Source organism: Bacillus sp. FSL P2-0099 (assembly GCF_038007445.1).
Classification (GTDB): Bacteria; Bacillota; Bacilli; order Bacillales; family Bacillaceae_G; genus Bacillus_A; species Bacillus_A mycoides.
In genome coordinates this window covers 303604-329189 of the sequence record NZ_JBBOXE010000002.1, presented here as the reverse complement: position 1 = coordinate 329189, position 25586 = coordinate 303604, and the positions used below count along the sequence as shown (strand labels likewise).

General features: G+C 33.1%; 18 protein-coding genes, 3 pseudogenes and 3 riboswitches. Of the genes and pseudogenes, 6 read left to right on the top strand and 15 right to left on the bottom strand.

The window, feature by feature from the left end:
• Positions 1–24: 24 nt before the first annotated feature.
• Positions 25–111 (top strand): annotated as a pseudogene (locus MKY90_RS30520) (DUF4878 domain-containing protein); the annotation flags it as partial.
• A 181-nt stretch (positions 112–292) separates the two neighbouring features.
• Here MKY90_RS30520 and MKY90_RS29220 read toward each other — a convergent pair.
• The 3 genes from MKY90_RS29220 to mgtE all read right to left on the bottom strand — a co-directional run bounded on the left by MKY90_RS29220 (position 293) and on the right by mgtE (position 4627).
• Complete coding sequence (locus tag MKY90_RS29220; RefSeq protein WP_016119303.1) at positions 293–1186, bottom strand: cation diffusion facilitator family transporter; 894 nt, start codon at positions 1184–1186, stop codon at positions 293–295.
• A gap of 854 nt (positions 1187–2040) precedes the next feature.
• Complete coding sequence (locus tag MKY90_RS29215; RefSeq protein WP_002169385.1) at positions 2041–3138, bottom strand: phosphodiester glycosidase family protein; 1098 nt, start codon at positions 3136–3138, stop codon at positions 2041–2043.
• A gap of 160 nt (positions 3139–3298) precedes the next feature.
• Positions 3299–4627 carry a magnesium transporter gene (gene mgtE, locus MKY90_RS29210; protein ID WP_016093729.1) on the bottom strand — a complete coding sequence of 443 codons (1329 nt, stop codon included), beginning with the start codon at positions 4625–4627 and terminating at the stop codon, positions 3299–3301.
• Between the two features lie 277 nt (positions 4628–4904).
• Positions 4905–5072: riboswitch (M-box (ykoK) riboswitch) on the bottom strand.
• 520 nt (positions 5073–5592) lie between these two features.
• Positions 5593–5769: riboswitch (M-box (ykoK) riboswitch) on the top strand.
• A gap of 188 nt (positions 5770–5957) precedes the next feature.
• On the opposite strand from mgtE, the gene MKY90_RS29205 reads away from it, so the two are divergent.
• Positions 5958–7085, top strand: a complete 1128-nt coding sequence (locus MKY90_RS29205) for an FtsW/RodA/SpoVE family cell cycle protein (RefSeq protein WP_061675988.1) — start codon at positions 5958–5960, stop codon at positions 7083–7085.
• A 236-nt stretch (positions 7086–7321) separates the two neighbouring features.
• Here MKY90_RS29205 and MKY90_RS29200 read toward each other — a convergent pair whose 3' ends face one another.
• The 6 genes and pseudogenes from MKY90_RS29200 to MKY90_RS29175 all read right to left on the bottom strand — a co-directional run bounded on the left by MKY90_RS29200 (position 7322) and on the right by MKY90_RS29175 (position 15356).
• Positions 7322–8359: a serine hydrolase domain-containing protein gene (locus MKY90_RS29200; RefSeq protein ID WP_215599825.1), complete on the bottom strand. Its 1038-nt coding sequence runs from the start codon at positions 8357–8359 to the stop codon at positions 7322–7324.
• Positions 8360–8530: 171 nt separating this feature from the next.
• The gene (locus MKY90_RS29195) at positions 8531–9517 is read right to left on the bottom strand and encodes a choloylglycine hydrolase family protein (protein ID WP_341093627.1); all 987 of its coding nucleotides are present in this window, start codon (positions 9515–9517) and stop codon (positions 8531–8533) included.
• Between the two features lie 107 nt (positions 9518–9624).
• Positions 9625–11156 (bottom strand): annotated as a pseudogene (locus MKY90_RS29190) (prolyl oligopeptidase family serine peptidase).
• Positions 11157–12130: 974 nt separating this feature from the next.
• Complete coding sequence (locus MKY90_RS29185) at positions 12131–12910, bottom strand: alpha/beta fold hydrolase (protein ID WP_061675668.1); 780 nt, start codon at positions 12908–12910, stop codon at positions 12131–12133.
• A gap of 432 nt (positions 12911–13342) precedes the next feature.
• On the bottom strand, positions 13343–13834 hold the full coding sequence (locus MKY90_RS29180) for an MgtC/SapB family protein (protein ID WP_016127973.1): 492 nt from the start codon (positions 13832–13834) through the stop codon (positions 13343–13345).
• 25 nt (positions 13835–13859) lie between these two features.
• On the bottom strand, positions 13860–15356 hold the full coding sequence (locus MKY90_RS29175) for an amino acid permease (protein WP_080448148.1): 1497 nt from the start codon (positions 15354–15356) through the stop codon (positions 13860–13862).
• An 89-nt stretch (positions 15357–15445) separates the two neighbouring features.
• Positions 15446–15591, bottom strand: a riboswitch (cyclic di-AMP (ydaO/yuaA leader).
• A 197-nt stretch (positions 15592–15788) separates the two neighbouring features.
• Here MKY90_RS29175 and MKY90_RS29170 point away from each other — a divergent pair.
• The 3 genes and pseudogenes from MKY90_RS29170 to MKY90_RS29160 form a co-directional block, all read left to right on the top strand.
• Positions 15789–16238 (top strand): annotated as a pseudogene (locus tag MKY90_RS29170) (LysE/ArgO family amino acid transporter); the annotation flags it as partial.
• A gap of 141 nt (positions 16239–16379) precedes the next feature.
• Positions 16380–16676, top strand: coding sequence for a hypothetical protein (locus MKY90_RS29165; protein WP_061675669.1), 297 nt, complete (start codon positions 16380–16382; stop codon positions 16674–16676).
• Between the two features lie 172 nt (positions 16677–16848).
• Positions 16849–17103: a DUF1093 domain-containing protein gene (locus tag MKY90_RS29160; RefSeq protein WP_341093625.1), complete on the top strand. Its 255-nt coding sequence runs from the start codon at positions 16849–16851 to the stop codon at positions 17101–17103.
• Between the two features lie 236 nt (positions 17104–17339).
• On the opposite strand, the gene MKY90_RS29155 is transcribed toward MKY90_RS29160, so the two are convergent.
• From MKY90_RS29155 to MKY90_RS29140, 4 genes are all read right to left on the bottom strand, one after another.
• Positions 17340–17843 carry a DM13 domain-containing protein gene (locus MKY90_RS29155; RefSeq protein ID WP_061675672.1) on the bottom strand — a complete coding sequence of 168 codons (504 nt, stop codon included), beginning with the start codon at positions 17841–17843 and terminating at the stop codon, positions 17340–17342.
• A 76-nt stretch (positions 17844–17919) separates the two neighbouring features.
• Complete coding sequence (locus tag MKY90_RS29150; protein WP_033728918.1) at positions 17920–18999, bottom strand: sensor histidine kinase; 1080 nt, start codon at positions 18997–18999, stop codon at positions 17920–17922.
• Positions 18996–19709, bottom strand: coding sequence for a response regulator transcription factor (locus tag MKY90_RS29145; protein WP_341093624.1), 714 nt, complete (start codon positions 19707–19709; stop codon positions 18996–18998). The genes MKY90_RS29150 and MKY90_RS29145 overlap by 4 nt, the downstream gene beginning before the upstream one ends.
• Positions 19710–20488: 779 nt before the next feature.
• Positions 20489–22744 (bottom strand): N-acetylmuramoyl-L-alanine amidase family protein, encoded by a 2256-nt coding sequence (locus MKY90_RS29140; protein WP_341093622.1) that lies wholly within the window; start codon positions 22742–22744, stop codon positions 20489–20491.
• Positions 22745–23594: 850 nt separating this feature from the next.
• On the opposite strand from MKY90_RS29140, the gene MKY90_RS29135 reads away from it, so the two are divergent.
• Positions 23595–24188: a TasA family protein gene (locus tag MKY90_RS29135; RefSeq protein WP_033707526.1), complete on the top strand. Its 594-nt coding sequence runs from the start codon at positions 23595–23597 to the stop codon at positions 24186–24188.
• Between the two features lie 371 nt (positions 24189–24559).
• Here the strand turns inward: MKY90_RS29135 and MKY90_RS29130 are convergent, their stop codons facing one another.
• Positions 24560–24814 (bottom strand): SunI/YnzG family protein, encoded by a 255-nt coding sequence (locus MKY90_RS29130; protein WP_341093620.1) that lies wholly within the window; start codon positions 24812–24814, stop codon positions 24560–24562.
• Between the two features lie 501 nt (positions 24815–25315).
• Positions 25316–25462, bottom strand: a complete 147-nt coding sequence (locus tag MKY90_RS29125; protein ID WP_002144117.1) for a hypothetical protein — start codon at positions 25460–25462, stop codon at positions 25316–25318.
• Between the last annotated feature and the right edge of the window lie 124 nt (positions 25463–25586).

Below are 25586 nucleotides of genomic sequence, written 5' to 3'. Positions count from 1 at the left end.
AATGATATTTATCTTTCAGATTTTGTTGATGCTTTGTATAAAAAAGATTCAAAGGTAATTGTAATTGAATTAGAGAAAATACGCGAAGGTTGGGAAATTAGTAAATCATAGATAAAAGCGTCCTATATTTTAATAGGACGTTTTTTCTTCTATAAATAATGTATTTGAGATGTATTGTACTCATAACTATAAATGTTTTTTAATTATGGACATTATACAAGTCGACCAATTCTCCAATATCTAAAAAGGACGGTTTAACTACTTACTTATATCTATCTATAATTCAATAAACCTACTTCTCCTCATACCATGGGTTTAAATGAATTAGTACTTCATATATTTCTGGGTTCTGATTTATAATAGTAGTTTTTATATCCCTACAAATATCATGTCCTTGCTGGATGCTTAAATGTGCCGGAACACTAATTCTAATATCAATTAATACATAGTGACCATGATCACGTGCGCGCATTCTATCAATTCTTTTTACAAAAGGATGGGCCTGAATTATTCTCTTATATTCACTACATTTCTCGGTAGGAATACCACCTTCCATTAATATATATATTGATTCTTTCCCCATACTAATCGCTAACTTTAATACGAAAAAGGAAACGATAATACCAGCTAAAGGATCCCCATATGCTGCATATGGAATGGAATAGATATTGTTTATCAAAGCAATACCAATTCCAATTACAGCTGCAATTGAGGCATAAACATCAGCAAGATGATCATAAGCAGTTGCTATAAGCCCTTTGCTGCTTGTTTTTCGACCTATTCGTATTGTGTATACATATAAAATTTGCTTCCATATTAATGAAATAATCGCTGCTATAAAAGCAATTATATGGGGTTCTGTCGCTGGTTCAAATAATGACTTTATTGATTCATAAGCCATAAATAAAGCCGCTAAAATTAAAATCACAGCTACAATTCCTGATGATATAACTTCTGCTTTACCATGTCCATAAGGATGATCTTCATCAGCTGGCTGGTTTGAAATTTTCATTGATCCCAATGAGGCTACGGATGCTACAACATCGGCAGCATTATGAATCCCGTCGGCTAATAATACCTGACTTTTGAAAAGTAAACCGACTATAATTTTGATGAGAGTCAGAAATATATTGCTAATTACACTAATCCATGCTGCCAATAAGGACGTTTTTTGGTTAGCATTCATAGTTATCCCCACCTTAACTTTACTCTTGTTTCAAAATATTATTGTTTAATTCAATTGTGTAGTTATAAGTCTATGTCTCATCATTTTAATTTCTTTCATACATTACCCAATAATAAGTGTGTGGGTCTATACAAACATTTTCTCCTATCAGTAAAGGTTTAAAGCATAACTTACTTTGTTCTTTTATCCTTATTTGTTATGAAGTGTAAAAAGAGTGACACAAAATGCCATGCTTTTTTATTCCTTTTACGTTTAGTATTGGAGTTACTTTAACATCCTTAAAATAGTAATTATGATTGAATAAAAAGACGAGAGTTGGAAATTAGGAAATCATAGAAAAAACGATCTATAAGATGTAATACTGAACCTAAAATAATTAAAGATAAATAAGATATACTACACGACGACGCATGTTGTTTAACAATGTAGTTTTAAGGTGTATTATCCCTTTGCTTGATACACCTATTGTTTATGTTTTTTATCACCCTTTTATCATTACAAACATCAAAGCGACTAATGTGTTGCTTTGATGTTTGATGAAATGTTTTCAGGTATGATTACTAATTCATTCTGCGCATTAATCTTTACTCATCTGATCACAACAATTATTTTTACAGGTTGTCCATTTCACATAGCTGTAGCAAATACTATAAGATTAAAAGCATATAATTGAATATGAGTGTAAACTGTATACATTATTTATCCTTCTTTTAACTTCTTGGAGATTTTCCATATGATTGAGTATCTCTATACGCTTTTCTTTAATGAATATTAAATGATAAAACTTTCAATTTTATGACGCTCTTTGTATGTTAGTTTTTAAACTTTAATTAATCCTTCATTTATTTAAGAATTCATAAATCAGTTGAAATATTTGCATCAAATTCATCTGATTTTTTAGTATCTATTTTTTTCCCATCTATTGTCACCCTTATTTCTTGTTTTTGGTTTGCTGTTACCATCCAAGCATTCGGTAAATAACGATCTTCATGGGATAATGTAGAAGGTGAATTTATAACCTTTCCTCCTAAATATAGCGTAGCAGAAGAACCTCCATCCATGGCCATTGCATTTATTGCTCCTTTTTCATATAGAATATCTTGACACTCTTTTAACGTGGCTCCTATGCTATGTGTTTGTCTACCATCTATCACTAGAAACATTATTGTGCCATCTTCTTTTTGAGCCATAATACTTCGTGGAGCAGAACCCCAACCACCGTCTCCTTCTGTGATCATTTTTTCTCCATTTACAATTAACTGTGGCATAAATCCTGCTGCTGAAACGACTTGTTTATCCAAAAGTTGTTGGGTAGAATAATTTCCTGTTATCATTTGTCCAAACTTTGTTAAACCGGTAATAATTGTAGGGGTATTTTTATCTATATTTGTATCAATAGCTTTTCCATTTTCTATTACTATTCCAGTTGCAACATTTCCTCCACCTCTTCCTGTCTCATCAGCAAATCCACTTGCATTCACAGCAACAAGTGCATGATTACGTTTTGCCATTACACTAATTTTTTCTCCCCTGTTAGCTCCTTGTGTTCCTTGATGGCTAACAAGTTTAACATTGAAGGGATTGCTAATGGTAATTAACTTTCCTTCGAAAAGAAAACGACTATCTTTATTACTTTTAATTGTTTCTACATCAATTTCTAATGGCTGATTTTTTAATTCTTCTAATCTTTTTCCTGCTATTTTTTTATAAATAGCCTCATCACTATTTGACCATTTTGGATGATTAATTCTATCTTGCAGTTTATCTAGTTCCTTTTGGGATAGGAATGTATATTTCGCATATTGTGGATGCTGAGAAGTTAGTATACTTCCAGCAATTGTTACACGAAGATCTCGGCCATAGTTAGTACCAAATAATATTCCTATGCCAATAAGCATGAAAATAGAAAAAAGAAGCAAAATTCGTTTGAAGATTTTTCTTAGATGTTTCATAGGTTTCTCCTCCGGCATTAATTACATTCAATGAATCCTTTAAAATATTATTTGCCTAAAGACAAAAGTGTTTGTTTCCCTCATTCCCGAGTTCCCCACTATGTCTTGGCAAGTAAAGGAAAATACTTATTCTACATTTCGTATTTATTTCAGTGTATATTTACAAATTTAATAACGTTTTTGCAACCATGAAATAAATTACTAATCCTGTTCCGTCAACAAATGTTGTAATAAATGGACCAGAAACGACTGCAGGATCTAATTTTAATTTTCTCAGAATCAAAGGTAAAACAGCTGCAACAAGAGAGGCCCAAATAACAATAAATAATAAAGTGATTGCTACAACTTGTGCAACTTCTGTTCCAACTCCTAACATATAAGCACGAGTGAGCCCAGCTACCCCAAGTGCAAGTCCAAGAAGCATGCCAATTGCAAATTCCTTTTTCATTACACGGAAAATGTCTTTAAATTTCACCTCTCCAATACCGATTGCACGAGTAATTGTTGCTACAACCTGTGTTCCTGTATTTCCTCCAGTACCTACTAATAACGGTACAAAGAAAGCTAAGGCAACTACTGTTTCAATTTCGTCTTCAAAATACTTTAGTACTGTACCTGTATATGCTTCAGCAACAAAAAGAAGCAATAACCATGGTAGACGTTTGAAGAAAATGCTCCAAATACTAGATTCAAAGTAAGATTGATTTAACGGTTCACTTCCGCCTAACTTTTGGATATCTTCTGTAGCTTCTGCTTCCATAACATTCATTACGTCATCAAATGTTATAATACCAATCATTTCATTATTTGCTGTTGTTACGGGTAATGCTGCTAAATTATAATTCAGTAGCTTTTTTACAACTTCTTGCTGATCAACTTCAGCGTGTACTGAAATTACCTCTTGAATCATGATAGTAGATAATATTTCTTCATCTGCTGCTAGTAATAACTCATGTATGGAAACGATTCCCTTAAGATAACCATGACTATCAAGAACATAGATATAAGATATTGATTCTACATTTTCAGAATGCTCCCTAATGTACTTCAATGTCATTTTTACTGACCAATTCCCTCTAACTGCAACAAAATCACTTGTGACAAGACTTCCTGCCGTTTCAGGTTTGAAAGCCATTAATTTTTTTACATTATGTTTTGTAATTTTATTTAAATACGCCATTAATTTAGCTTGTTTTTCCGGATGAACCGCTAGAAGTAGATCTACTGTTTCATCAATCGGTTGTAAATCTAGTAACTTTTTAGCTTTGTTTTCAGATAAGTGAATTAAGATATTATATTTTTCTTCTGTACTCAAATGTTGAAGAATTTTTGAGCTTTTTAATACAGGAATCTTATCTAGTAATATGACTTGATCTTCAATTGAAAACCGTTTTACTTCTTGTGCAACATCATACGACGGATGACGTAAAACTTTCTCTGCATCCAAATTATTTTGGGTTACAAGTAATTCATTTAATAATTTCTTCATGTTAACTCCTCCTTATATTGCTAAGGGAGACTCTAGAGTTTCATGAGTGGTTTTGTGTTATTTTATCTGTCTAAAATTTTTATTAGAGCATTAATAGTTACATTGCAATCAATTTATTATTTAGAACTACCTCCTTTTTGAATATAGACAAGATAAAAATAAATAACATTAAACAAAAAAACCTTTACTCAAAAAGGAGTAAAGGTTTTTTACAATACAAATAAATGATTATTAAGACAGCTCTGCAAAAATCCCAGAGGTGCCTTTCTATCAAATCGTATACCACTCCCTCGTTGAGTTTTAGCACTGTATAGCATAGGTTTTTATAACCAGCTACATTAAAAAGGGCCTTAATCCGACCGTTCCTGTTGACCCATTGGCGTCTCTCGACATTTTTGGGCAGCAGCGTTTCTCTATACAGGAGCCTCACCTAACAAAGATTATTGAATTACTTCAAAATTTAAACCAAAATTTAATATTTGTCAACTAACTTTCGATTCGATTCATAATAAATTCTTTTTTAGAGAAATGTAATTCGATTCTATTGTAAATTTGAAATTCAACTTAAAAGATATAAAATTTATATACAATTAGTTCGAAGAAACGTTATAAAATATATGAAATTTCGTATAGGAAACTTATTGTTTATGATCAATTTGTAACTTTATAGCAGGAGTTGAATTATTAGTCATACCGTACTTCAAAAGAACATTCTTCAAAAATCTTATTTTATGATTAAAATCTTCTTTACTGTTTATCAAATTTATATGGTTAAACTACTTAATCAAATTATACACTACAGGCCGAAAATAAGTATCTATACGAGATGATTAAATACATTTTCTTGCATTATTTCTCAAAATTCATAAAACAATAAAGAATATAAAATTAGCAATATGCTTACTTGACAAGCAAAAAAAAAGTATTTATGCTGGCTACACGAAACAAATACATAAAATTTATATTGCTAAACCTGTTAGGTGAGGCTCCTATACAAACACAGGCTATTGCCCAAAAATGTCGAAAGACGCCAATGGGTAGAACAGGAATTGTCGGATTAAGGCTCTTCTTAAGATAGCTAAGTAATCAATTTCCATTACTTTACGTTGTATAGTGCCAAAGCTCTACTAGGGGGAGGAAAGCTTTATTTAGTCATGCCAATTTAAATCCCCCCTAGTATGTAACTAGGGGGGATTTTTGCGTAAGAAAACAGGGTGTAAGCTATAGAATCTTTCAAAACAAAAATACTATTTAGTAGTTGATGAGAACAAGATTCTACTCATTAGCAAATGTAATATTAAGTGTTAATGTAAATCAGGAGGATATTAAAATGAAAAAAATATTAAAACTCGATTATCTATTGCTCCTCCCTCTATTCATAACATGTACTTTAGGTATTATCATGATGTATAGCGCGAGCTCCATTGTTGCTGTTCAACATTACGGTTATAACAGTAGGCATTTTGTTGATTCTCAATTAACAAAGCTATTTTTAGGAACAATAGGGTTAATAGTTTGCGCTATTCTCCCATATGAAATATGGAAAAAACGAATAGTCTCTATCTGTATTATGGTTGGGGGAATTTTTTTATTAATTATGGTTTTGTGGAAAGGAAAAGTGGTAAATAATGCTCAATCATGGATCTTTGGAATACAGCCAGCTGAATTTCTTAAATTAGGAACAATACTTGTAACAGCCCGTTTTTTTGCATTACGACAAGAACAAGCTAAAAATATTTGGAGTGGTAGCGGAAAACTTTTATTTTTTTTAGCTGCAATTTTTTTCCTAATCTATAAACAGCCAAACTTAGGATCTGCACTTTTAATATTAGGTATAGGTTTTAGCATATTTCTTTGCTCAGGAATAAATATAAATCTATTAATCAAAAGAACTATAATCGGTTCTATTTTGTGGTTACCTATTTTATATCTTTTGATTCAATATAGTTTGTCAGAAGTTCAAAAGACACGTATTACTACGATTTTCAATCCCTTTGTTGATGCGCAAGGAAATGGATACCAGCTTGTAAATTCTTTTATTGCCATTGGCTCTGGAGGAATTACTGGTCGTGGATTCGGAAATAGTATTCAAAAAACCGGTTATCTTCCAGAACCACATACTGATTTTATAATGGCAATAGTTTCTGAAGAACTAGGATTTTTTGGTGTATTTATAATACTGGCTGGAGTTGCGACTATAGTACTTCGCTCCTTAAAAATTGCACAATTATGTGAAGATCCATTCGGCAGTTTTATAGCAATTGGTATAGGTTGTATGATTGGTATGCAATCTGTTGTTAATTTAGGGGGTATTACAGGACTATTTCCTCTTACAGGTACACCATTTCCATTTGTGAGTTTTGGAGGAAGTTCTTTAATGGTTAACTTAATAGCAATAGGAATATTACTTAATATTTCAATTTTCAATAAAATCAAGTTTATTAATTATGATATATAATTTTTCATATGTAATTCTATTTTTTATAATTATTTTTTTAAAATTATAAAATTCAACCTCATTGAGCAATCTATATTCAAAGAATTTCTAATTAAGTTTTTAACTGTATGAATATTCATATTCATTTTAATATAAAAAAAGGCAGGCATTAATATGTGCTTGCCTTCCGTTCTCAAAATCAATTACACCTACAACAACGTGGGGTAAACCAAATCCTGACTTCTACGCTCTATTTTTTACTTTTCTAAAACAATTTCTGCTATTTCATTAGCATATTTTTTAGAGTCAAATGCATCATAATTACTTAGTACCACAACAGACAAATATTCTTTTGGAAACCGCATGAAGTGTGAACGATAACCTGCCCAGCTTCCTGAATGTTCCAAGTATCGATAGTTAAAGTCTTCTGCAAGCCTTAGCCCAAAAGCATAATCTTCATTGTGAATAATCGTTTCCCCAGTTGGAGAAATTTTCGGACCTATTTCGTTCATTCTTGTAACAAGTTCTTTTCCACCAACGGTACCTGTAGTTAAATTCTCTCCCCACTTTACCAGGTCTTCAACTGTTGAATGCACTGCCCCATCCCCTGTATGTTCCCAAGGGCTTTCATAGATTTTAAATGTTCCTTGCTCATTCTTCGAATATCCACTAGTAATTGGTGTAGTAGTTGGGTAGTAATCTACAATTGTTGTGTCCCTCATATATAAAGGGTCAAAAATACGCTCCTTTGTAAACTGACGTAGAGACTTGCCACTTACCTTCTCTACCACTTGTGATAATAAAAAATACCCTGTATTGCTATACTCAAATTTTGTTCCAACTGGGAACCTTGCAATTTGATGACCACTAAGGTGTTCTAGCGATTCTTCCACAGTTAATGTATCAGTAAATTTAATATTTGCTGCTTCAGCCAATTCTATATAATCAACTAGTCCACCAGTGTGGTGAATTAGGTGTCTCAATGTTACAGGTTCAGCATATGCTCCTATAGAAGGGACAAACTTTACAATTGAATCATCTAAACTCAATTTCTCCTCTTGTTCTAAGAGTAATATAGAAAACGCTGTAAATTGTTTAGAAACCGAGGCAATATTAAAAACATTTTTAGTGGTTATGGTTATATTTTCCTCTATAGAAGCTATGCCAACTGCACCTTTATAAGTTACTCCGCTATCGAAACTAGCGATATATGCAAAGCCAGGGGCTTTTGATGAAAATTTGTTAAATAATTGTTTAATGGATATATGTGTCTTTTCATTATATGTATTATTCATCTCAATCACGTACCCTTCGCTTAAAATGATTAGAAATATAATAAAAAATACTATATATAAAAAAATATCAGCGTGAATGTAAGTGTTTAAAAGTCATAGCATGAGTCGTATCGTCTATTATAAAAAGCAAACTTAATTAAGTTTGCTTTTTTAATGTTATTCCAAATCTAATTAGTTTTGATAAAATATCTTTTGTTTACGCTGAAATGGATATGTTTTAATTTCATCTGTATCTAAATTTTCATGAAATAGATGTATGGCTATAATTTGTCTACAATCATAGGTATGGTAATAATATGTACCAGACTCCATACACATTGCGCTTGTATAAATGGTATTATCTAATGTACCTTCTTCCGTTATTACTCCACCTTTTGGAACCTCACAATTTGATAAGATATGAAAAATGGCCGATATACCCTCTTCTTCGTTATCTATACCTTGAATATTTTGTTTGCCATATGCTGCCCGAACAAACCTTGATGGTGGGGTGAAATCCCCAGGGAGTCCCATCGAACCTGAACCTTGTCCAAAAGCACTTAATGGTACATCCCCCCATTGGGTTGGCGCATATGGCTGCGATTTAAGACCTATATATTGTCTTGAATTTTGTAAATGCCAGTTAAACTCAGGACTATTGGTCATTACCCCAAGAGGATTATCATATATTTTTAGTCCTTCAGTTGTCGGCTCTAATACAATACATTCTCCCCTTTTATCCGCTAAAATCCAATGTAGCGGTGGAGTAACTCCTAAAACAGGTAATGGTACATCCAAAAAGGAAATACTATCTACAGATTTCTTTAACTCTTCGACAGAATTGAATTGTGTGAGACTCCATGCCACAAAATCAAATGGAGCCAGATTCGTTTTATTGTCGTCTATACTGTTACTATAAGTAGCGAATCCTGGAAAATAGAGTGTTGCACATGTCATACCTGATTCATTTACTCCGTCCGCCAGAATAATCCTTCCTTGATGGTTAATCCCCATCCCGACAACAGCTTGTTTCGCCTCGATGGTTTCACTAGTTATATTGTTCCATTGATAACTTCGAGGAACTATTATTACTTCTTGATTGAAATCTAATGTGAAATCCATCGTTCTTGCAAAAAGATGCTGACCGCTTTTTGTCTGTAATGTCAAACTGGTACACATAAAGAACACCCCTTTATTTAGTTTATTTGAACAAAAACCATTTAATTTCTATCCTTAAGTTAATAGGCATGTATCGTGACCTCTATTAAAAAATATGGTTGCTAATTTTATTTCGATCTTCCTTGCACCCAAGCAGCAATATCATTTATAACATACTCAGGGATATTAGCAGGACTATAATATTCATCCGGTTTACTTAACTCCCCATCTCCTTCTGTAAAGAAGTGATTTAACTTTGGATATAGTCGATAATCAACGTTATCTCGCTCTTTTAATTGTTCTTTCCAAAGAGGAATTTCGATTTTTGATTGAACTTGATAGTCTCTTTCTCCTTGAATAATAAGAAGCGGTGTCTTTTGTTCTTTTGACATTTCTGCTGCTTTAATTTTCCGGATAGAATCCCAAAATACTGCTGATCCTAAATAAAAATCTTTTGGAGGATTCTGACTAGAGAAATTGGGATCATTTAATAATTCAAATTGCGATTTGTAAAATTTATATTCATCGGGTTTCATTGCTCCAATGGAAAAAAGATACTCAAATTGATCTAAAACAACATCTTGGATCGTACGGGCTGGTCCGCCCATCACGATTGCCCCAGCAATATTTTGATTTTGGTCTTTTCCAATCATTTTCGGAAGCATCATTCCACCTTGACTATGACCAAGAATATAAATTTGATTCTTATCTATCATAGGTTCATTTTGAAGAAAATGAGTCACAAGAAGAGCATCATCTGTTGTCTCTTTATCAACTGTATAAAAAGGACTGTATTGTGTTTTCAATCCATGTTCATAAGTTCGTTTATTATAGCGAAGGACAGCAATTCCTTTCGAGGCAAGACCTTCAGCTAAATCGCGAAATGGTTTTAAAGCAAACGCTGTTTCATCCTGATCGGTTGCTCCAGATCCTTGCACAAGAATAACCGCTGGGAAAGGATCCTTACCTTTTGGAACAGACAATGTTCCTGGTAATGGAAATGCACCACTTCCAACTACTACTTCTTTATCAACAAATGATTCAGGCTTACTATATGATGGACGCTCTGCAACAGGACTAAACGACATGCTGAGTTGAAAATCGTCTATTTTTCCAGATGGATCTAGTTTAATTAGTAAAGGTACAGTAAATTGTTCAAAAACTAATTTAACTTCTACATTCGCATGCACGGAATTTGTCTCTTTTTGTATTACCTCTCCAATTCCTAGAAAAGAACCTGCTTGTAATTGCAATGGGAGTCCCTCCCAATAGCTCTTCAGCCATTCTTCGGATATTATTTTCTGTAATGACCTTGAGGTTAAATCAAATGCAGATTTATAATCTTCACTATTCATATGGCGAATAAATGAAAGAGTAGTAGATATAATAGGATTTTCATCATCAATATTGTCTACTTTTTTTATTGTGTGTTTGTTTCCTTTAATGTCGGAATAAATTGATGGTTAAACGGATTATTATATGTATTGGGATATACACTTGTTTTCAATACATCCATATTCCGTTCCTCATACAGACTTGAAGCAATCGCGAAATTTTTAGGTACAGTTACTTCCTCCGCATATGAAACTGAAGGAATCGTTATTGTACAAATTGCACTGACAAGTAATAACTTATTACCTATTCTTTTTTTCTTGCCCATATTTATTGATTCTCCCTTCAAAATTTAAAATTTTTAATACAGTATGCCAAATACTATAAGGGAAATAAAAATTATCAAAGAGATTAATAATCTACTTTACGATTCCCCCTAACAAATTAAAAAACTATTATAAACAAACTTCAATAAAAAATGCCTTCCCCCTCTTTTTATAACTCGATTTTTTGATTAGATGGATGTTATCTAAAACAGAATTATTTATTGCATGTGCTTCGTGCTGATTAAATCTATAGTCGATCGTCAGCAGACAATCGACTATAGATTCTTATAATTATTGTGTTCGCTAAATGAGAATTTAACGAACACTTGGGTGATATGAGTTAATCCCCCTTTCTATCTCAGATGTAAATGTAAAAGGACATGAAACTCCAAACTATTTAGACAAGAAAGTCTAAACTTTCGCTTTTAGATATTGGTTGGGACAAGAAACTCTAAAACTAAATTTTATAGATTTACAGAACTAACGCCATTTAATCTTGTTTAAGATGCTCCCATTCTTACCTAATGACTTATACCATCATTCTTGTTAATTCATTCATATAAATGTAATGATTCAAATGGATTATGGGAATTACATTATCTTGAAGGAAAACTTTTCCCCCCCAACAATTCATATATGATTCAAAAGGTCTATGTATTTTTGAAGTCCTTCAAAATGTTATCTTGATCATTTCGACACATTGATTTTTATAGAAATATACCTACTTCAAAAGGCGTATTGTAGCATATAAAAAGAAGAATCCAAAATGGACTCTTCTTTTATAAATTTAAATGGGTAAGATTTAGATATGTCAGAGCATTCCTCAAATCATTCTGTAAGTAAGTCCCAGAGTGGCACCTCATTCCCTAAATCGTTTCCGTAACCCAATTACAGCAAATATTTTACTGTCCGTAAAGCGTACTCGATTATTACGCTATCGTCCCTCCGTTTTTTTGAATTTAGGTCAAAGTTTTAACTAAATAAATTGTGCCAATAGTTGGTTAAATTTCTCGCGTTCTTCCCAGAAAAGGCCATGACCACTATATTGAAACGGAACAAGCTGTGAATTTCTTATTTTTTCATTTAGTTCTTGAGCTTGTGCAAAGGGAATAACTTTGTCATGAATGCCATGAACGATTAAAGTAGGAACATTAATTTTCGGAAGATCCGCATGTAGCTGCTCATCTCTTAATGTAGTTATAATAGCAGCTGTCGACCAACTTGCTGCTTGTAGTCCCATTTGCAAAAACCAGTCCGAAAATGGTTTAGTTATATACTGAAAGAAAAAGCCATCTGTTACGTCCTGCATCATTTTAGGTCGATCATTTAAGGTTTCTTTAAGATAGTTATTAGCAGTTTCTGCGGTAAATCCAGTTGGAGCGGCCGCATCAATAAGAACAAGCTTTGATACCCTAAAACCATTGTGACGAGACATATATCGAATTGCGATAGACCCACCGGTAGAGTGACCAACAAGAGTAAAATTGTTTATTTGAAGTGTACCAACTACTGTGCGGATATCATCTGCAAGTCTGTTAAAAGTATAGCCGTTCATTGGTTTATCCGAATTGCCAAATCCCCTCCAGTCTATACCAATACAGCGATAGCCCATAGTAGGAAGAATATTAAACTGATATTCAAACTGTTTATGGCTTAACGGCCAGCCATGTAAAAATACGAGGGTCTTATTTCCCCCAGGGTTAATATCTTCTACATATAAATTCACACCTGACTCTACGGTAACAAAGTATCCCATGAAGATTCCTCCCTAGTTAATATAGTTACAACAATAGATATTCATTTTGGTTAACATAAATGAGTACCAATTCAAGTTATAGGCCAGGGAATCGAAACGGGACGGGCTTTATTGAACTAAACGTGTGTTCGAAAAGGTTTACCTTTTGAAAGGAATAAAACAAAAAGGAACCGGCTATGGTTCCTTTTTGTTTTGCATAATTTTTTATGAAATAACTCATTTTCTTAAAAAATATTTTTCAACGTCTTTGAAAATTGAAATTAGATCTTGAAATTGGCTTGATGACTGTAATTGTTCTTTGATTACTTTGTAGAAAGTATTTTTCATCAGTTCAAATATTGAATAAATTGCCCACTAATTATTTCTCTATTTGCCCATCTGGAATAGGTCTCTTTTATTATTATTGATAACGTTCTTAAAATTAGCTTCTCTTTAACAATCTTTTTTCTCTGATGATTTATGTTTTACTCTATAAGAGAGAGCGGTAACTTGTTGGGAATATTTAAAACCTTTTTCAGATTTTTCGGAAACCCATTTTGAAACAGGTCTTAGTAAACTATTTATGCTGACAATAAGAATGGTTCCTGTTATAGCTATAAGTAAATAGCCGCTACCTGCTAATGTTCCTACAGCCGCAGAACACCATAAGGTTGCTGCGGTATCCAGTCCTCGAACTGTCAATCCATCTTTCATAATAACTCCAGCACCTAAAAAACCAATCCCGCTTACAATTTGAGAAGCTATTCTTGTAGGTGTATTATCAGTTGGAGTGAGTACACTTAATAGTACAAAAAGTGCAGCACCAACGGAAACAAGTACATTTGTACGTAATCCAGCAATGCAATTGTGCCATTGACGTTCTAAACCAATTATTGCTCCAACAAGTATTGCTACAAGTAACCTGAGTAGAATATCTAGTTCCATATTTCTGTCTCCTTAATTTCCATCCTTAATGATCATCATGCTCTAAATTGACTTGTTGTAATGGAATCACCTTTGTTTTTTTTATAATTTTATAGCCGAACCAAAATACAAGAAACAGCAGTAAACCAATATAAGTAGCAAGTACTTCATACCAATCGACATGTGACCCTATAATGACTGAATAATTCTGTCCTAAAATAATAATAGTACATATTACAAAAGCTAAAATAGGACCGATAGGATACCACTTTGCTTGATACGGGAGCTTATTTAAATTCTTTCCTTGATGTAAAAAAGCCTGTCGAAAACGATAATGGCTTATAGCAATCCCTAACCATGCAATAAATCCACAAAGTCCCGAAGCATTCAAAAGCCATATAAACGCTTGCCCTTCTCCAAATAAAGAAGCTGCAAACGCTACGATTGCCACAGCCGTTGTCATAAGTAATGCATTAATAGGAACACCTTGTTTATTTACTTTTTTTAAACACTTTGGAGCTTTCCCTTCTCTTGCCATTACCCATAACATTCGGGTTGCAACATACATTCCAGAATTACCAGCTGATAGAACTGATACCAAGATAACTGCATTCATAATAGAAGCTGCAAATGCGAATCCAATTTTCTCAAATACTAGTGTGAAGGGACTCATTGTAATATTACTAATATCATTGTTAACTAGATTCGGATCTGTGTAGGGAACTATGACTCCAATTACGCAAATGGTAAGTATGTAAAATAAGAGAATTCTCCAAAAGATTTGCCGCACAGCTTTTGGAATATGCTTTTCAGGAGCTTTACTTTCTCCAGCTACAATTCCGACCATTTCTGTACCTTGAAAGGAAAACCCCGCAATCATAAACACACTAAAAATAGAAAGAAAACCTCCATGAAAGGGTGCATCTCCAATTGTTAGATTGTGAAATCCAATGGGATTTCCTTTGAAAATTCCAAATATAGTGGCTATTCCTAACATAATAAACACGACTATAGTAATAACTTTTACAAGTGAAAGCCAAAACTCCATTTCTCCATAATGTTTCACTGAAAGAATATTAATTCCAAACATAAACAGGATGAATAACGCACTCCAAAGAATAGATGGACTGTATGGAAACCAATATTTCATAAGAATAGCTCCTGATGAAATTTCAACTGCAAGAGTAATAGTCCAGCTAAACCAGTAATTCCAACCAATCGCAAAACCAAATGCAGGATCTACAAATTTAGAAGCATACGTACTAAAAGAACCAGATGTAGGCATATACGCTGCCATCTCTCCCAAGCTGGTCATCAACAGGTAAACAATACACCCCATCAACAAATAAGCTATAATTGCTCCACCAGGTCCTGCTGTATGAATCGTATTTCCGCTTGCTATAAATAACCCAGTCCCAATGCTTCCACCTATAGAAATCATTGTTAAATGTCTCATCCCTAATTCTCTTCTTAATTCAGAAGGCTGGGAATTAGAAGGGAAAGAAAAAAGTGGATTTTTCGTTTTTATGGGTGTCTCTTTCAAGTGCCTCATCCTTTTTTTGAATTATTTTCCAGAAAAAGAGTATAAAAAAAGACACCAAAGTTCACCCAGTGTTTTTAAAAGTCACCATAGTATCCCCTCTCGAAACGCTTACGAGGTTAGCTGTCGGATTCGGGCCTTGAGAGTAGCCCTACCTTCATTTAAGAAAGATTCACCCCAAGTGCAATCGCACAAAATTTGGTTCCCCCGCTCCATATGGATTCAGCGAATAGTGATATGAATTTATGTACAATATATTACTCCTATGCCCTCTTGTTTGTAAACAAGAAAATAAACGTTTTTTCAGGGGTGGATTTTTCGCGCTGTACACTTTATTTATAATTTGAATTCTTAAATTAAGTTACATACTTTAAAAAAAGTGAGAATTACAAGTATAGTAATGCATGAAGAAGAGTTTGAATTAAATAAAAATACTGTGCCACATTTTTATTGAGTCTATTATCTACTATCGTTTTACAATTTGAATGGCTACGACTTAGCCTAATGATTACTGGAATTTTGTTTTTACTTTACATGGGATACGTTATTTGGAGGTCTGAGTCAACTACAAATAAAACGAATAAAGCATTACCAATCCGTCAACAAATCATCTTTGCTTTATCGGTTTCTTTATTAAACCCACATGCCCTCTTAGATATAGTTGGTGTTATCGGGACAAGTGCATTAAAATATGTCGGAACGGAACAAGTTATTTTTACAATCACATGTATTACAGTATCTTGGATTTGGTTCTTTGGATTAACGCTCGCAGGTACAGTCATGAAGAAACTAGATGGTACAGGAGGTTTAATGAACATATTCAACAAATGCTCCGCCCTATTTATCTGGGGAACTGCCATTTATCTTTTTATTGGATTAACATAACGTACAGGGAACCGGTTAAAGTGTTTGGCCTTATAGTATAAAATACGATTCCGCTAGGAATCTACTAGTATCCGTGTTCTTCTTCATATATTTGGGCCAGAACCATAAATATATATGATTTTAATTAAAAAAGAGGGTATTATGGTGGGGAAAAATAGGATAGGTACATTTATATCGATTTTAATACCGGTTTTATTGATTGTATTCAATGTTAACTTTATATACAAACTTACTCTAACTGTACTTCCAGGACTCTCTATTTTTTTACCTATATTTCTTTGTCCAATTGGATTTCTCTTAGCCATTTTGTCTCATATAGTAGATAAAAATACTGGAGCAAAGATCGGGATAATATTAAATGTGGTAGTATTTTTGATTCCTTTTATTTGGATGATATATTGCTCATACGACCATCATGCGCTAGATTCATCAGTATAGTCTTGAATTAAATGAGAGAGTATGGCGTCAGTTTAAACCAACCAATGATTCTTGGTGAGTTGATGAGACGTATGTGAAAGTTAGAGGTCAATGGATGTAAATAGATACTTTCGTTTTAGTATCAGTAATAGTATATAAAATATCAAAACTGAAAGAATGTTAAAGGTGAAAAATGAAAAAAATAATAGCAATCTTATCGATTTTTTTGGTGGGAATTATTGCGTGGAGTATTGCTGATAAAGAAGATTCATTTGGTATTAAAAGCTGGATGACATCAGAATATTATGTTCAAATTAATGGAGATGGGCAAGAAAAAACGACTGAAGTTGATGATGGTACAAAAGTTAAAGACACTTGGTATACATTGAAAGCGTATAATGCATATGGGAATGAAAAAATTACGGGTGAATGCATATCTCCGTGTTGAAGTAGGTGGGAAATATAAAGATGAAGCTTATTATGGAATTGATAGATATGAAGAAGTAAAACCTGAAGATATACCTAAAAAAGCAAAAGAAAAGTTGGATAAAAAAAACTAATTACATAGAGGTCATCATACAGTGGTCTGCCCCCCATTTGTCAATCCAAATGGGGCAGACCTATTTTTTTCGTTAGCTTGATAGCGATGGGGCATGTACACACCCCACATTTTTATGTTCTTTCTTACTTTTCAAAATAAGCCGCACCAAAGTTTTCATTAAATCTCTTACACCATATAGAAACCGAACCATATGTACTTATATCTATCCCTTCAGGAATTTCATAGTTTTGGTCTCCTTTGTTTCCCTTTAACTTTCCTAATTCAATATACCGATGGTTGTTAACGTCTTCATTATCTTTCAAACGATTCGTAGGAACTAATACAACTCGAACATCTGGCCCGTTAGAAGTTGAAAAATTGGAAAGTCGTAAAATACGTTTTCCATTCGCTAATTGATGGATTGTTGCTGTTCCAGTTGTTTCATGGACACCATTTTGAAACTGACCTTCACTTATTACTCGTTCTTGTTCTTGTTGTTGTTTTGTTTCGTTTGATTGTATTTCTGTTTGTGGCAATGCTTCATTCACTTGCTTATCAATAAATAATTTCTCGGGGCGGAACAAAGACCATAAAATTCCTCCGACAATTATAAAACCTCCTATAATCAATACATGTTTTCTTTTCATAAAATAAAAAACCTCCTGTAACATACTGTATAGTAGTATGTTAACAAGGAAGTCTTTCATTTCTATAATATAAGTATTACAAAAGTCTTTCAGCGGTCTTATTTTTTTCTGATGTGATGGGAAGAGTAAACCAAAATTCACTTCCCTGTTTGCCATCTAAGCGATTTCTCACACCAATTTCTCCTTTATGCATTTCAATCAATGATTTTGCAATGGCTAATCCGAGTCCGGATCCACCAGATTGTGAACTTCTTGATTTATCCGTTCTAAAAAAACGCTCAAATATGCGTAATTGGTCATTTGGAGTAATTCCTTCTCCTTCATCACGCAAAATGAATTGGACTTGTTGCTTTTTTTTATTTTCCTTTACAATCAATTCGATTGTTCCAGAAACAGGGGAATACCGAATCGCATTATCTAACAAATTACTGATGACCCGTGCTATTTTACACGGCATAATTAAAAGTCGAGGTAATGTATCAGGAACCTGCAATTGTAAATCGATCTGTTTGTTTGCTAATAAGAAAGAATGTGACTCTAGTACATCTAAAAGAATTTTGTCCATATGTGTAAAACTTGGATGAAAATCTACTTGTCCAATTTCTAACTTTGAAAGGTCAAATAAGTCATTAATTAATCCACTTAATCGATTTATTTCTTTTAAGGTCGTCTCTAAGTACTGCTTTCTCGTTTCAGGATCTTCAATTAAGTTATCTTGTAATGCTTCTATCATCAATTGTATGCTAGCCATAGGCGTTCGTAAGTCGTGTGAAATATTCGTAATCAGCTCCTTACGTGCCTTTTCCCCTTCTTCTAACTTAGTAAACCCTTCTTCTAAATTTTTAGCCATCCGTTGAAAGGCTGTTGTTAATTCTTTAAACTCCCGTGGTTCTTTTCCAATTATGTACATCGTTTCAAATTGTCTATCGCTAAATTGTTTCGTTAGTTCAATTAAATTTTGAATGGACCTCATGATAGGGCGTGTCATTAACCAGTAAATAAACGTTGAAATAATCAGTCCGACAACCGCAATTACTGTTAATAGCCGTGTTTGTTCTGGTTCAAGTAACATTTGCGTTTCACTATACCATATAGCAATTACCAAGATACTGGTACTTAATAAATTCATCAATAACAATTGAATACGTAAACTCATGTTTCATTTCCTCCATTTGGCTCAAAGCGATATCCTATTCCCCAAACCGTATGAATCCAACGATTCTTTGTCGTATGCTTTTCCAGCTTGTCACGTAAACGACTCACTAACACGGTTACTGTGTTTGTACCCCCATCATGTTCAAAATCCCAAATAAGTTCAAGAAGTTGCGAACGGGAAAACACTTGTTTTGGATGCTGTGCCATGACATAAAGTACCTCGAATTCTTTCACAGTTAATTCCACGTTATTTTCACAAACGAGTACACACCTTGTCTTTGGATAAATTTTTAAATCTGGAAATTCTATCACTTCTGATAGATATTCTTTTGCTTGTATCGTTACCTGGCTGCCTCTTCTTAATATAATTTGAACCCTTAATACTAATTCACGAGGTGAAAATGGTTTTGTTACATAATCATCTGCACCCATTGTTAAGCCTAAAATTCGATTTCTTTCCTCTCCCTTAGCAGTTAACATAATAATAGGAACATTTGATTGTTGACGAATTTCCTCGCATAATTCCCATCCATCTTTTTTGGGCATCATCAAATCTAAAATAATCAAATCTGGTTGATATTGATGAAATACATCCCAGCCTTCCATTCCATTGATAGCTGTATATACTTCATATCCTTCTCTCTCTAGGTACCGTTTGCATACTTCTCGAATGTTTTCTTCATCTTCTACGATTAAAATTCTTTTTTTCATATATAATCCTCTCTTCTTTTTTACCAATCACAAAAGAAATGTTTCTCTTATTTACTTTAATCTAATAAATCTATGGAATCTGGATATACAGTTGCTATAACTGACAGTACTGCTAAGTTAGAATCCATTGCCCTGGTCTTATATTCACTAAAAATTATTAAAAGTGATTCTATAATACAGATGGTCATTTTAACATTTTGCTACTTGTATGACTAGATAAGTTCTGTTTATGTACCATCCTAAAAGAATAATTACGGGGGGGTGTTTAGTTTGTGGCGCATGGAATAGAGGTAACAATTGTATAGAAAGATTTGCTACATTAGAAATCTATATAGGTACCCCCTCTCCATACGGACAGGGGGTACCATATATAGCATCATTCTTTACTTAATACTTTCTAACTCCCATTTGTGGTTATCACCTGTGAGGTTGTATTCTCAGGTTTTAAAATAAACTCACTAGAAGCTACAACTGGGGCGCTACCATTATTTGCAACAGTACTAGCCCATTATTAACTAACTTTTCACCTTGTAATATCCATTACTATCAAAGACGAAGGTCCTACGGCCATTCTCGACTTGTTGTTTCATGGACATTAGAAATGTACTTCTTCACATGATTAAATTCTTAAAAGAATATCAACGCCCACTCTTTAACCCATTTTCTCATTCACTGATTGGAAGCCTTGTTTTTAGTTTTTCAGAGTTATATGATCCAGTTAGGTTGAGGGATCTCATTTAGAGAGTCATATTTATAAAAAACAGACTCTTTTTGGATTATTAATAACCTTTGTGTCCATGACTGTCAAATTTATAAGTCTTCCAAACACCTTTCCCATTATCAAGTTCAACAGTGGTGTTTTGATAAATTGAACCATCTTCTTTGGCATAATAAGTAAAGTACCCGTAATAAGGGAAATGGTATCCACCACCAACAGAGAACCATCCTATCTTAGCTGCTCCAGAATCATCGAAGTAATACCATTTACCATCGATTTCTTGCCACCCTTTTTGCATTACGCCTTTATTATCGAAGTGGTATATTTTACTATTTTCTTTTTTAAACCCTGTCAACATAGCTTGTCCGTCATTATTAAAATAATATTTTTTTCCGTCAATATTTTCATAACCATCAAAAGTGTAGTGCTTACCATCTTTAAAATAATAATTCTTTCCATCAATTATCTTCCAACCCGAATAGGAAGCTCCATCCTCTAAGCTATAATAGTGCATTGTGACTTTTTCAGTTCCATCTGATTGGAGGAAAGGTCTCTTTCCAGTGAGTCCTGGCTTTCTAACAGAACCGTCTTTCTCAAAGACTACGTGTTTCCCGTTAAGAGTAACAGTAGTAGTACTAGCTAATGCTTTCCCATTCAGATCTGAAGCCCTCTCAAGCACGCCTTTGTTGGAAAAGTGAAGAATGACATGTTGGTCTTCTAGACGCATTTCATTCTTTGTAACTGCGAAATCTTTAAAATAGTAAATTTTACCTTCTATTTCTTTCAGACCCTCTTTAACAAACGCTCCAGAAGCATCAGAATATTGCTCATCTTTCCAGGCTGATCGCTGCAGAACACCAGAATCCTTGAAATGATAGACCTTACCCTCAATCTGTGCATCAGATGAGTTTGACGACATTACCAGGGAGTTAGAATGCGGAGCAAAATAATACGTATTAGCCTTAATTTCCTGCCAACCCTTCAAAAGAACTCCAGAAGCATCTGCATAATGATATGATCCATCTCGTTCTATCCAACTATTCGTTATTAATTTTCCAGAAGAATCGTATGCAGTCCATATAGAGCCATCACTTTTATCATTAGCTTTGAACTCTACTCTTCCATCATACTTCTGTCTATCATGTTCTTTACCAGGGTACCAGTCTATTAACCAGTTGTGAACTTCATCATTCGTTTTTGCAGTGAAACTAATTCCAGATCTGAAAGAATTAGCACCATCGTTTTCCTTCAAGAAGCCTTGAATGTATGGATTACTAGTCAGACGTACTCCATTCTTGTTTACCAAATCAAACTGCCATTTATTAAGAAAAGCGGGGGCTGAGACAAGTTCAAACAATTCATCGTCACCAATCGAATCGGAATATTGAAGAACATTTCCTTCTTTCCCTGAAAGATATTTTGAACCTGCTTTTACCAATACTTTATTGCTTCCTTTTTTATAGGGGATAATTTGATAGGATTCACCGTGATTTAGTGAGCCATATGCTGCTTTAATAGGTGTCTCTAGGGTATTGGTGATCTCTGCGAATACATTACTTGACCGGTTATTAAAATCTGCTTGAGCTGTAGGGTTATTCGTAACATAATTAGAAAGAACTTCTCTACCTACTGGATGTGAAGTCAATGTTGCTACCTTCTTTTGTTCATCTGTTAAGTAAGAAAAGCGGTCCACCCCTAATCCTTTAAAACCGTCAAGAGAATCTGCTCCAAATTTCTTCTTATAAAATTCGTCAACAAGTACTTTATTTTCACCGGATGTTTTTTCTACGTATATGGTGATACCTTGATTAAGCGCAACCCCGGTTTTTCCTTCATCCAATTGCGCCTTTGTAATGTAAAGAAGATCGTGCTCTGATACAGATTCTGCAAAGGGTTTCAAATCTACAATTGTACCGGGTTCTGTAATCTTAAGCTGTTGCCCCGATTTTAAGTCTTTCATCTCACTTTTTCCATCTGGATAAAGTACTTTAATCGTTCTAGTGAAATTGGAATCTCCTTTCGTATGATGCATAGAAATATTAAATTCCCCAGATTTAAAGTTAGGAGCTCTGTAAGACACATTCTCTGCATAGGGGCCAGTGTAATTAGATAAGTCAGGCTCCCCTACAGATATCCCAAGCTTTTCATAAATATCAGCTACAATACCTAATGAAGTAATAGTCACATCCAACACCGTGGCTAAACCTGCGCTAGCTTTGTTCTCTGTAACAGGGGCTAAAGAAAAAAGAATACCTAATGCCGCTGTGGCAGGAATTAATTTCTTACCAATTCTAATTGTTTTAAAGTTTTTTTTCATTTTTGTTTTCCTCTCTTAATAGAATTTAGTTCAGATTGCTTTAACACAATGCTGTTCCTCACTCTCTACTTGTACTTTTTATTAACGACTGATATAACATCAATATCAGTAAGTTCATCTTAGTTTAAAAATCTTTCATTTCTCTTTCACAAATGTTACAAAAGTCTTTCATAAATCTTTTTTTATTTTATGTATATTATGTTGCTTTTATGGGGGGGAGTTTGAGTGAAACTAATTGGGGTCTTATCAACAAAATGCGGTCGTACAAGTACATGAAGCTCCAAACCATTTGAGAAGAAAGTCTAAACTTTCACTTTTAGATATTGGTTGGGACAAGAAAGTCTAAACTAAATTTTTATAGATTTAAAGAACTATACCCATTTAATCTTGAGTGAAAAACTCCCATTCTTACCTAATAACCTATACCATCATGCTTACTAATTTATTCATATAAAGATAATGATTTTAAGTGGATTATGGGAGTTACATTAGTTTGAGGGAAAGCTTTTTTCCCGACAATTCATATATGATTCAAAAGGTCTATGTATTTTTGAAGTCCTTCAAAATGTTATCTCGAACCTTTCGACACATTGATTTTTATAGAAATTCTAATCATAAAGGGCAGTTAATATTAATTTGTTTTTGGCAGAGGTTTTGATAATTATAAATCCAACTTTTCTATTTTTGGGACGTTTAATTTACAGAAGATAGATAATAACATAATTTTCTCAATAAGGAATTTTCTGCTTTAAATATAATTTTTTCACAATTTATGGTATATCTGTATTAAGGGGACCTTTTCGGTTGATTAGGGAGAAAGATTATAAAAATGATATGGGAGGAACAAAAAATGTCATTGAAAAAGAAATTAGGTGTTGGAGTGGTTTCAGCCGCTCTTGGTTTATCTTTAATTGGTGGGGGAACATATGCATATTTTAGCGATCAAGTGGTGACAAATAATTCATTTGCTGCAGGTACATTGGATTTAGCTATGCAACCAACTACTTCACTTAACTTAGAAAATTTAAAACCAGGGGACAAAATATTAAAGAAATTCAATTTAAAAAATAGTGGTACATTAGATATTAAAGATATCATGATGAAAATAGACTATACTGTAAACGATTTAAAACAAAATAACACTACAGAAGATTTCGGTAAACATATTAAAGTACAATTTCTTTGGGATTGGGATCCTGCAAAAAGCCCTGCATACGAGACAACCCTTGCAGAACTAAAATCACAAAGCCCAGAGATTGCCTCCAAAAAAGTATTTCATTCTAAGTGGACTGAAACAGGAGGATTAAAACCTGGGAAAATGGATTGGTTTTGGATTAAGTTTATATTTGAAGACAACGGAACAGATCAAAACGTGTTCCAAGGAGATAGTATTGCTCTAAAAATGGAATTCCAAGCCAATCAAACAGATGGACAAGAAAGATAAAGTATTTATATTCAGGATTAACTTATATCTTTTGTTATTTATGAAGAATTGAATTTTAACTTCACATTTAATTAGTATTTGCTATTTTTACAAAGTACCCACTTTGGTGTCTTAGTTTAAAAAAGTACCCATTTTCTTGTCTCGATATATGGACAAGAAAATGGGTACTAAATGAAATGTATCTGTAGATAATTCAGCATTTTACACTTTAAAATCAGTTCCTACTTTCATGACTTTTTACAAACGACATGAATCTCTAAACTATTTCGAGAAGAAAGTACAAAATTTATTTACTGTCTATTTATCAACGTTTGTTAATGAGATTTTAGTTTAGACTTACATGCCGTTCTACACTTCTTATTAGAACTGTATTACTCAATATTAATTTCTTCTAAGATTATAGATGGATTAACAACAAATATAATGAAGTTTAAGTTTGTAGTATGTACTAGTATTCTATTCTTCGAGGAAGATGGAGTTCCAATATAAACAACATGATCGAGCTTATTATAAGGAACGTCATTCGTAGATATAGTAATTATATCTTTTAAAGGGATGGTAATCTCTGCTGATTGCCATGCAATCATTATACTATCTTGGGGCTTTGTTATGCTAATTATTGACATTTTATATCAATCCTTTATTAATTTTAGATAAATAATTAACCAATTACCTAAATTATTTTAAATTAAACCATCTATCATGATATAAGAATTTTAAGAATTTGTGCTTATATATGCAAAATTACATGTACAAACTCCTTATTTTCATAAAAATACACTATATTAAAAACGATTTGACTACTATTAATCAATTTCGTTTCTTTTCAATTTAACAGTAATTAATTGAAAAAAAGCTGCTATTCTATTAGCGAATCAAATTAGGCATAAATTGATGAAAACAAAATCTTTGTAGACAATAGTGTGGGATTTTTTGACACATCTGCTCAATGAAAATAAAAAAGACCATTGTATTTTATAAAAGTTACAATAGTCTTTTTTTAAAATCTTATATCATCATATTTGATATTTATTATTTCTCTTTTCCTTTTTCCTCAATAATAAATTTTGAAACTAATTTCGATAAAGCTTCTACTTTTTATTTTGTTAGATTGATTCGATATCTCCTCAATTGATACTTAAGCCTATTATTACATTTATACCTTCTACTTTAAGAGTCTTACTTAGATTATCAATAAATATAGCATAAATGGAAAATAAGATACCCATAATTCCACCAGTAAGCCCTAATATGTATTCTGTTGTTCTTCTCAAGATTAACACTCCTTAAAATACAATATTATTCTATTAAAAGTAAAATACAAATCAGTTACTTTTATAGCTATATTGATTTATAATTTTATGAACGAAAAAAGCACTCTTTCGAGTGCTTTTTCTA

Bases quoted from the DNA above. Each gene is read 5' to 3' on its own strand.
- MKY90_RS29155 (WP_061675672.1), bottom strand. From the start codon at position 17,843: ATGAAAAGAAAACATGTATTGATTATAGGAGGTTTTATAATTGTCGGA.
- MKY90_RS29165 (WP_061675669.1), top strand. From the start codon at position 16,380: ATGGTGGGGAAAAATAGGATAGGTACATTTATATCGATTTTAATACCG.
- MKY90_RS29160 (WP_341093625.1), top strand. From the start codon at position 16,849: ATGAAAAAAATAATAGCAATCTTATCGATTTTTTTGGTGGGAATTATT.
- MKY90_RS29220 (WP_016119303.1), bottom strand. From the start codon at position 1,186: ATGAATGCTAACCAAAAAACGTCCTTATTGGCAGCATGGATTAGTGTA.
- mgtE (WP_016093729.1), bottom strand. From the start codon at position 4,627: ATGAAGAAATTATTAAATGAATTACTTGTAACCCAAAATAATTTGGAT.
- MKY90_RS29145 (WP_341093624.1), bottom strand. From the start codon at position 19,709: ATGAAAAAAAGAATTTTAATCGTAGAAGATGAAGAAAACATTCGAGAA.
- MKY90_RS29195 (WP_341093627.1), bottom strand. From the start codon at position 9,517: ATGTGTACCAGTTTGACATTACAGACAAAAAGCGGTCAGCATCTTTTT.
- MKY90_RS29140 (WP_341093622.1), bottom strand. From the start codon at position 22,744: ATGAAAAAAAACTTTAAAACAATTAGAATTGGTAAGAAATTAATTCCT.
- MKY90_RS29135 (WP_033707526.1), top strand. From the start codon at position 23,595: ATGTCATTGAAAAAGAAATTAGGTGTTGGAGTGGTTTCAGCCGCTCTT.
- MKY90_RS29150 (WP_033728918.1), bottom strand. From the start codon at position 18,999: ATGAGTTTACGTATTCAATTGTTATTGATGAATTTATTAAGTACCAGT.
- MKY90_RS29130 (WP_341093620.1), bottom strand. From the start codon at position 24,814: ATGTCAATAATTAGCATAACAAAGCCCCAAGATAGTATAATGATTGCA.
- MKY90_RS29180 (WP_016127973.1), bottom strand. From the start codon at position 13,834: ATGGAACTAGATATTCTACTCAGGTTACTTGTAGCAATACTTGTTGGA.
- MKY90_RS29215 (WP_002169385.1), bottom strand. From the start codon at position 3,138: ATGAAACATCTAAGAAAAATCTTCAAACGAATTTTGCTTCTTTTTTCT.
- MKY90_RS29205 (WP_061675988.1), top strand. From the start codon at position 5,958: ATGAAAAAAATATTAAAACTCGATTATCTATTGCTCCTCCCTCTATTC.
- MKY90_RS29200 (WP_215599825.1), bottom strand. From the start codon at position 8,359: ATGAATAATACATATAATGAAAAGACACATATATCCATTAAACAATTA.
- MKY90_RS29185 (WP_061675668.1), bottom strand. From the start codon at position 12,910: ATGGGATACTTTGTTACCGTAGAGTCAGGTGTGAATTTATATGTAGAA.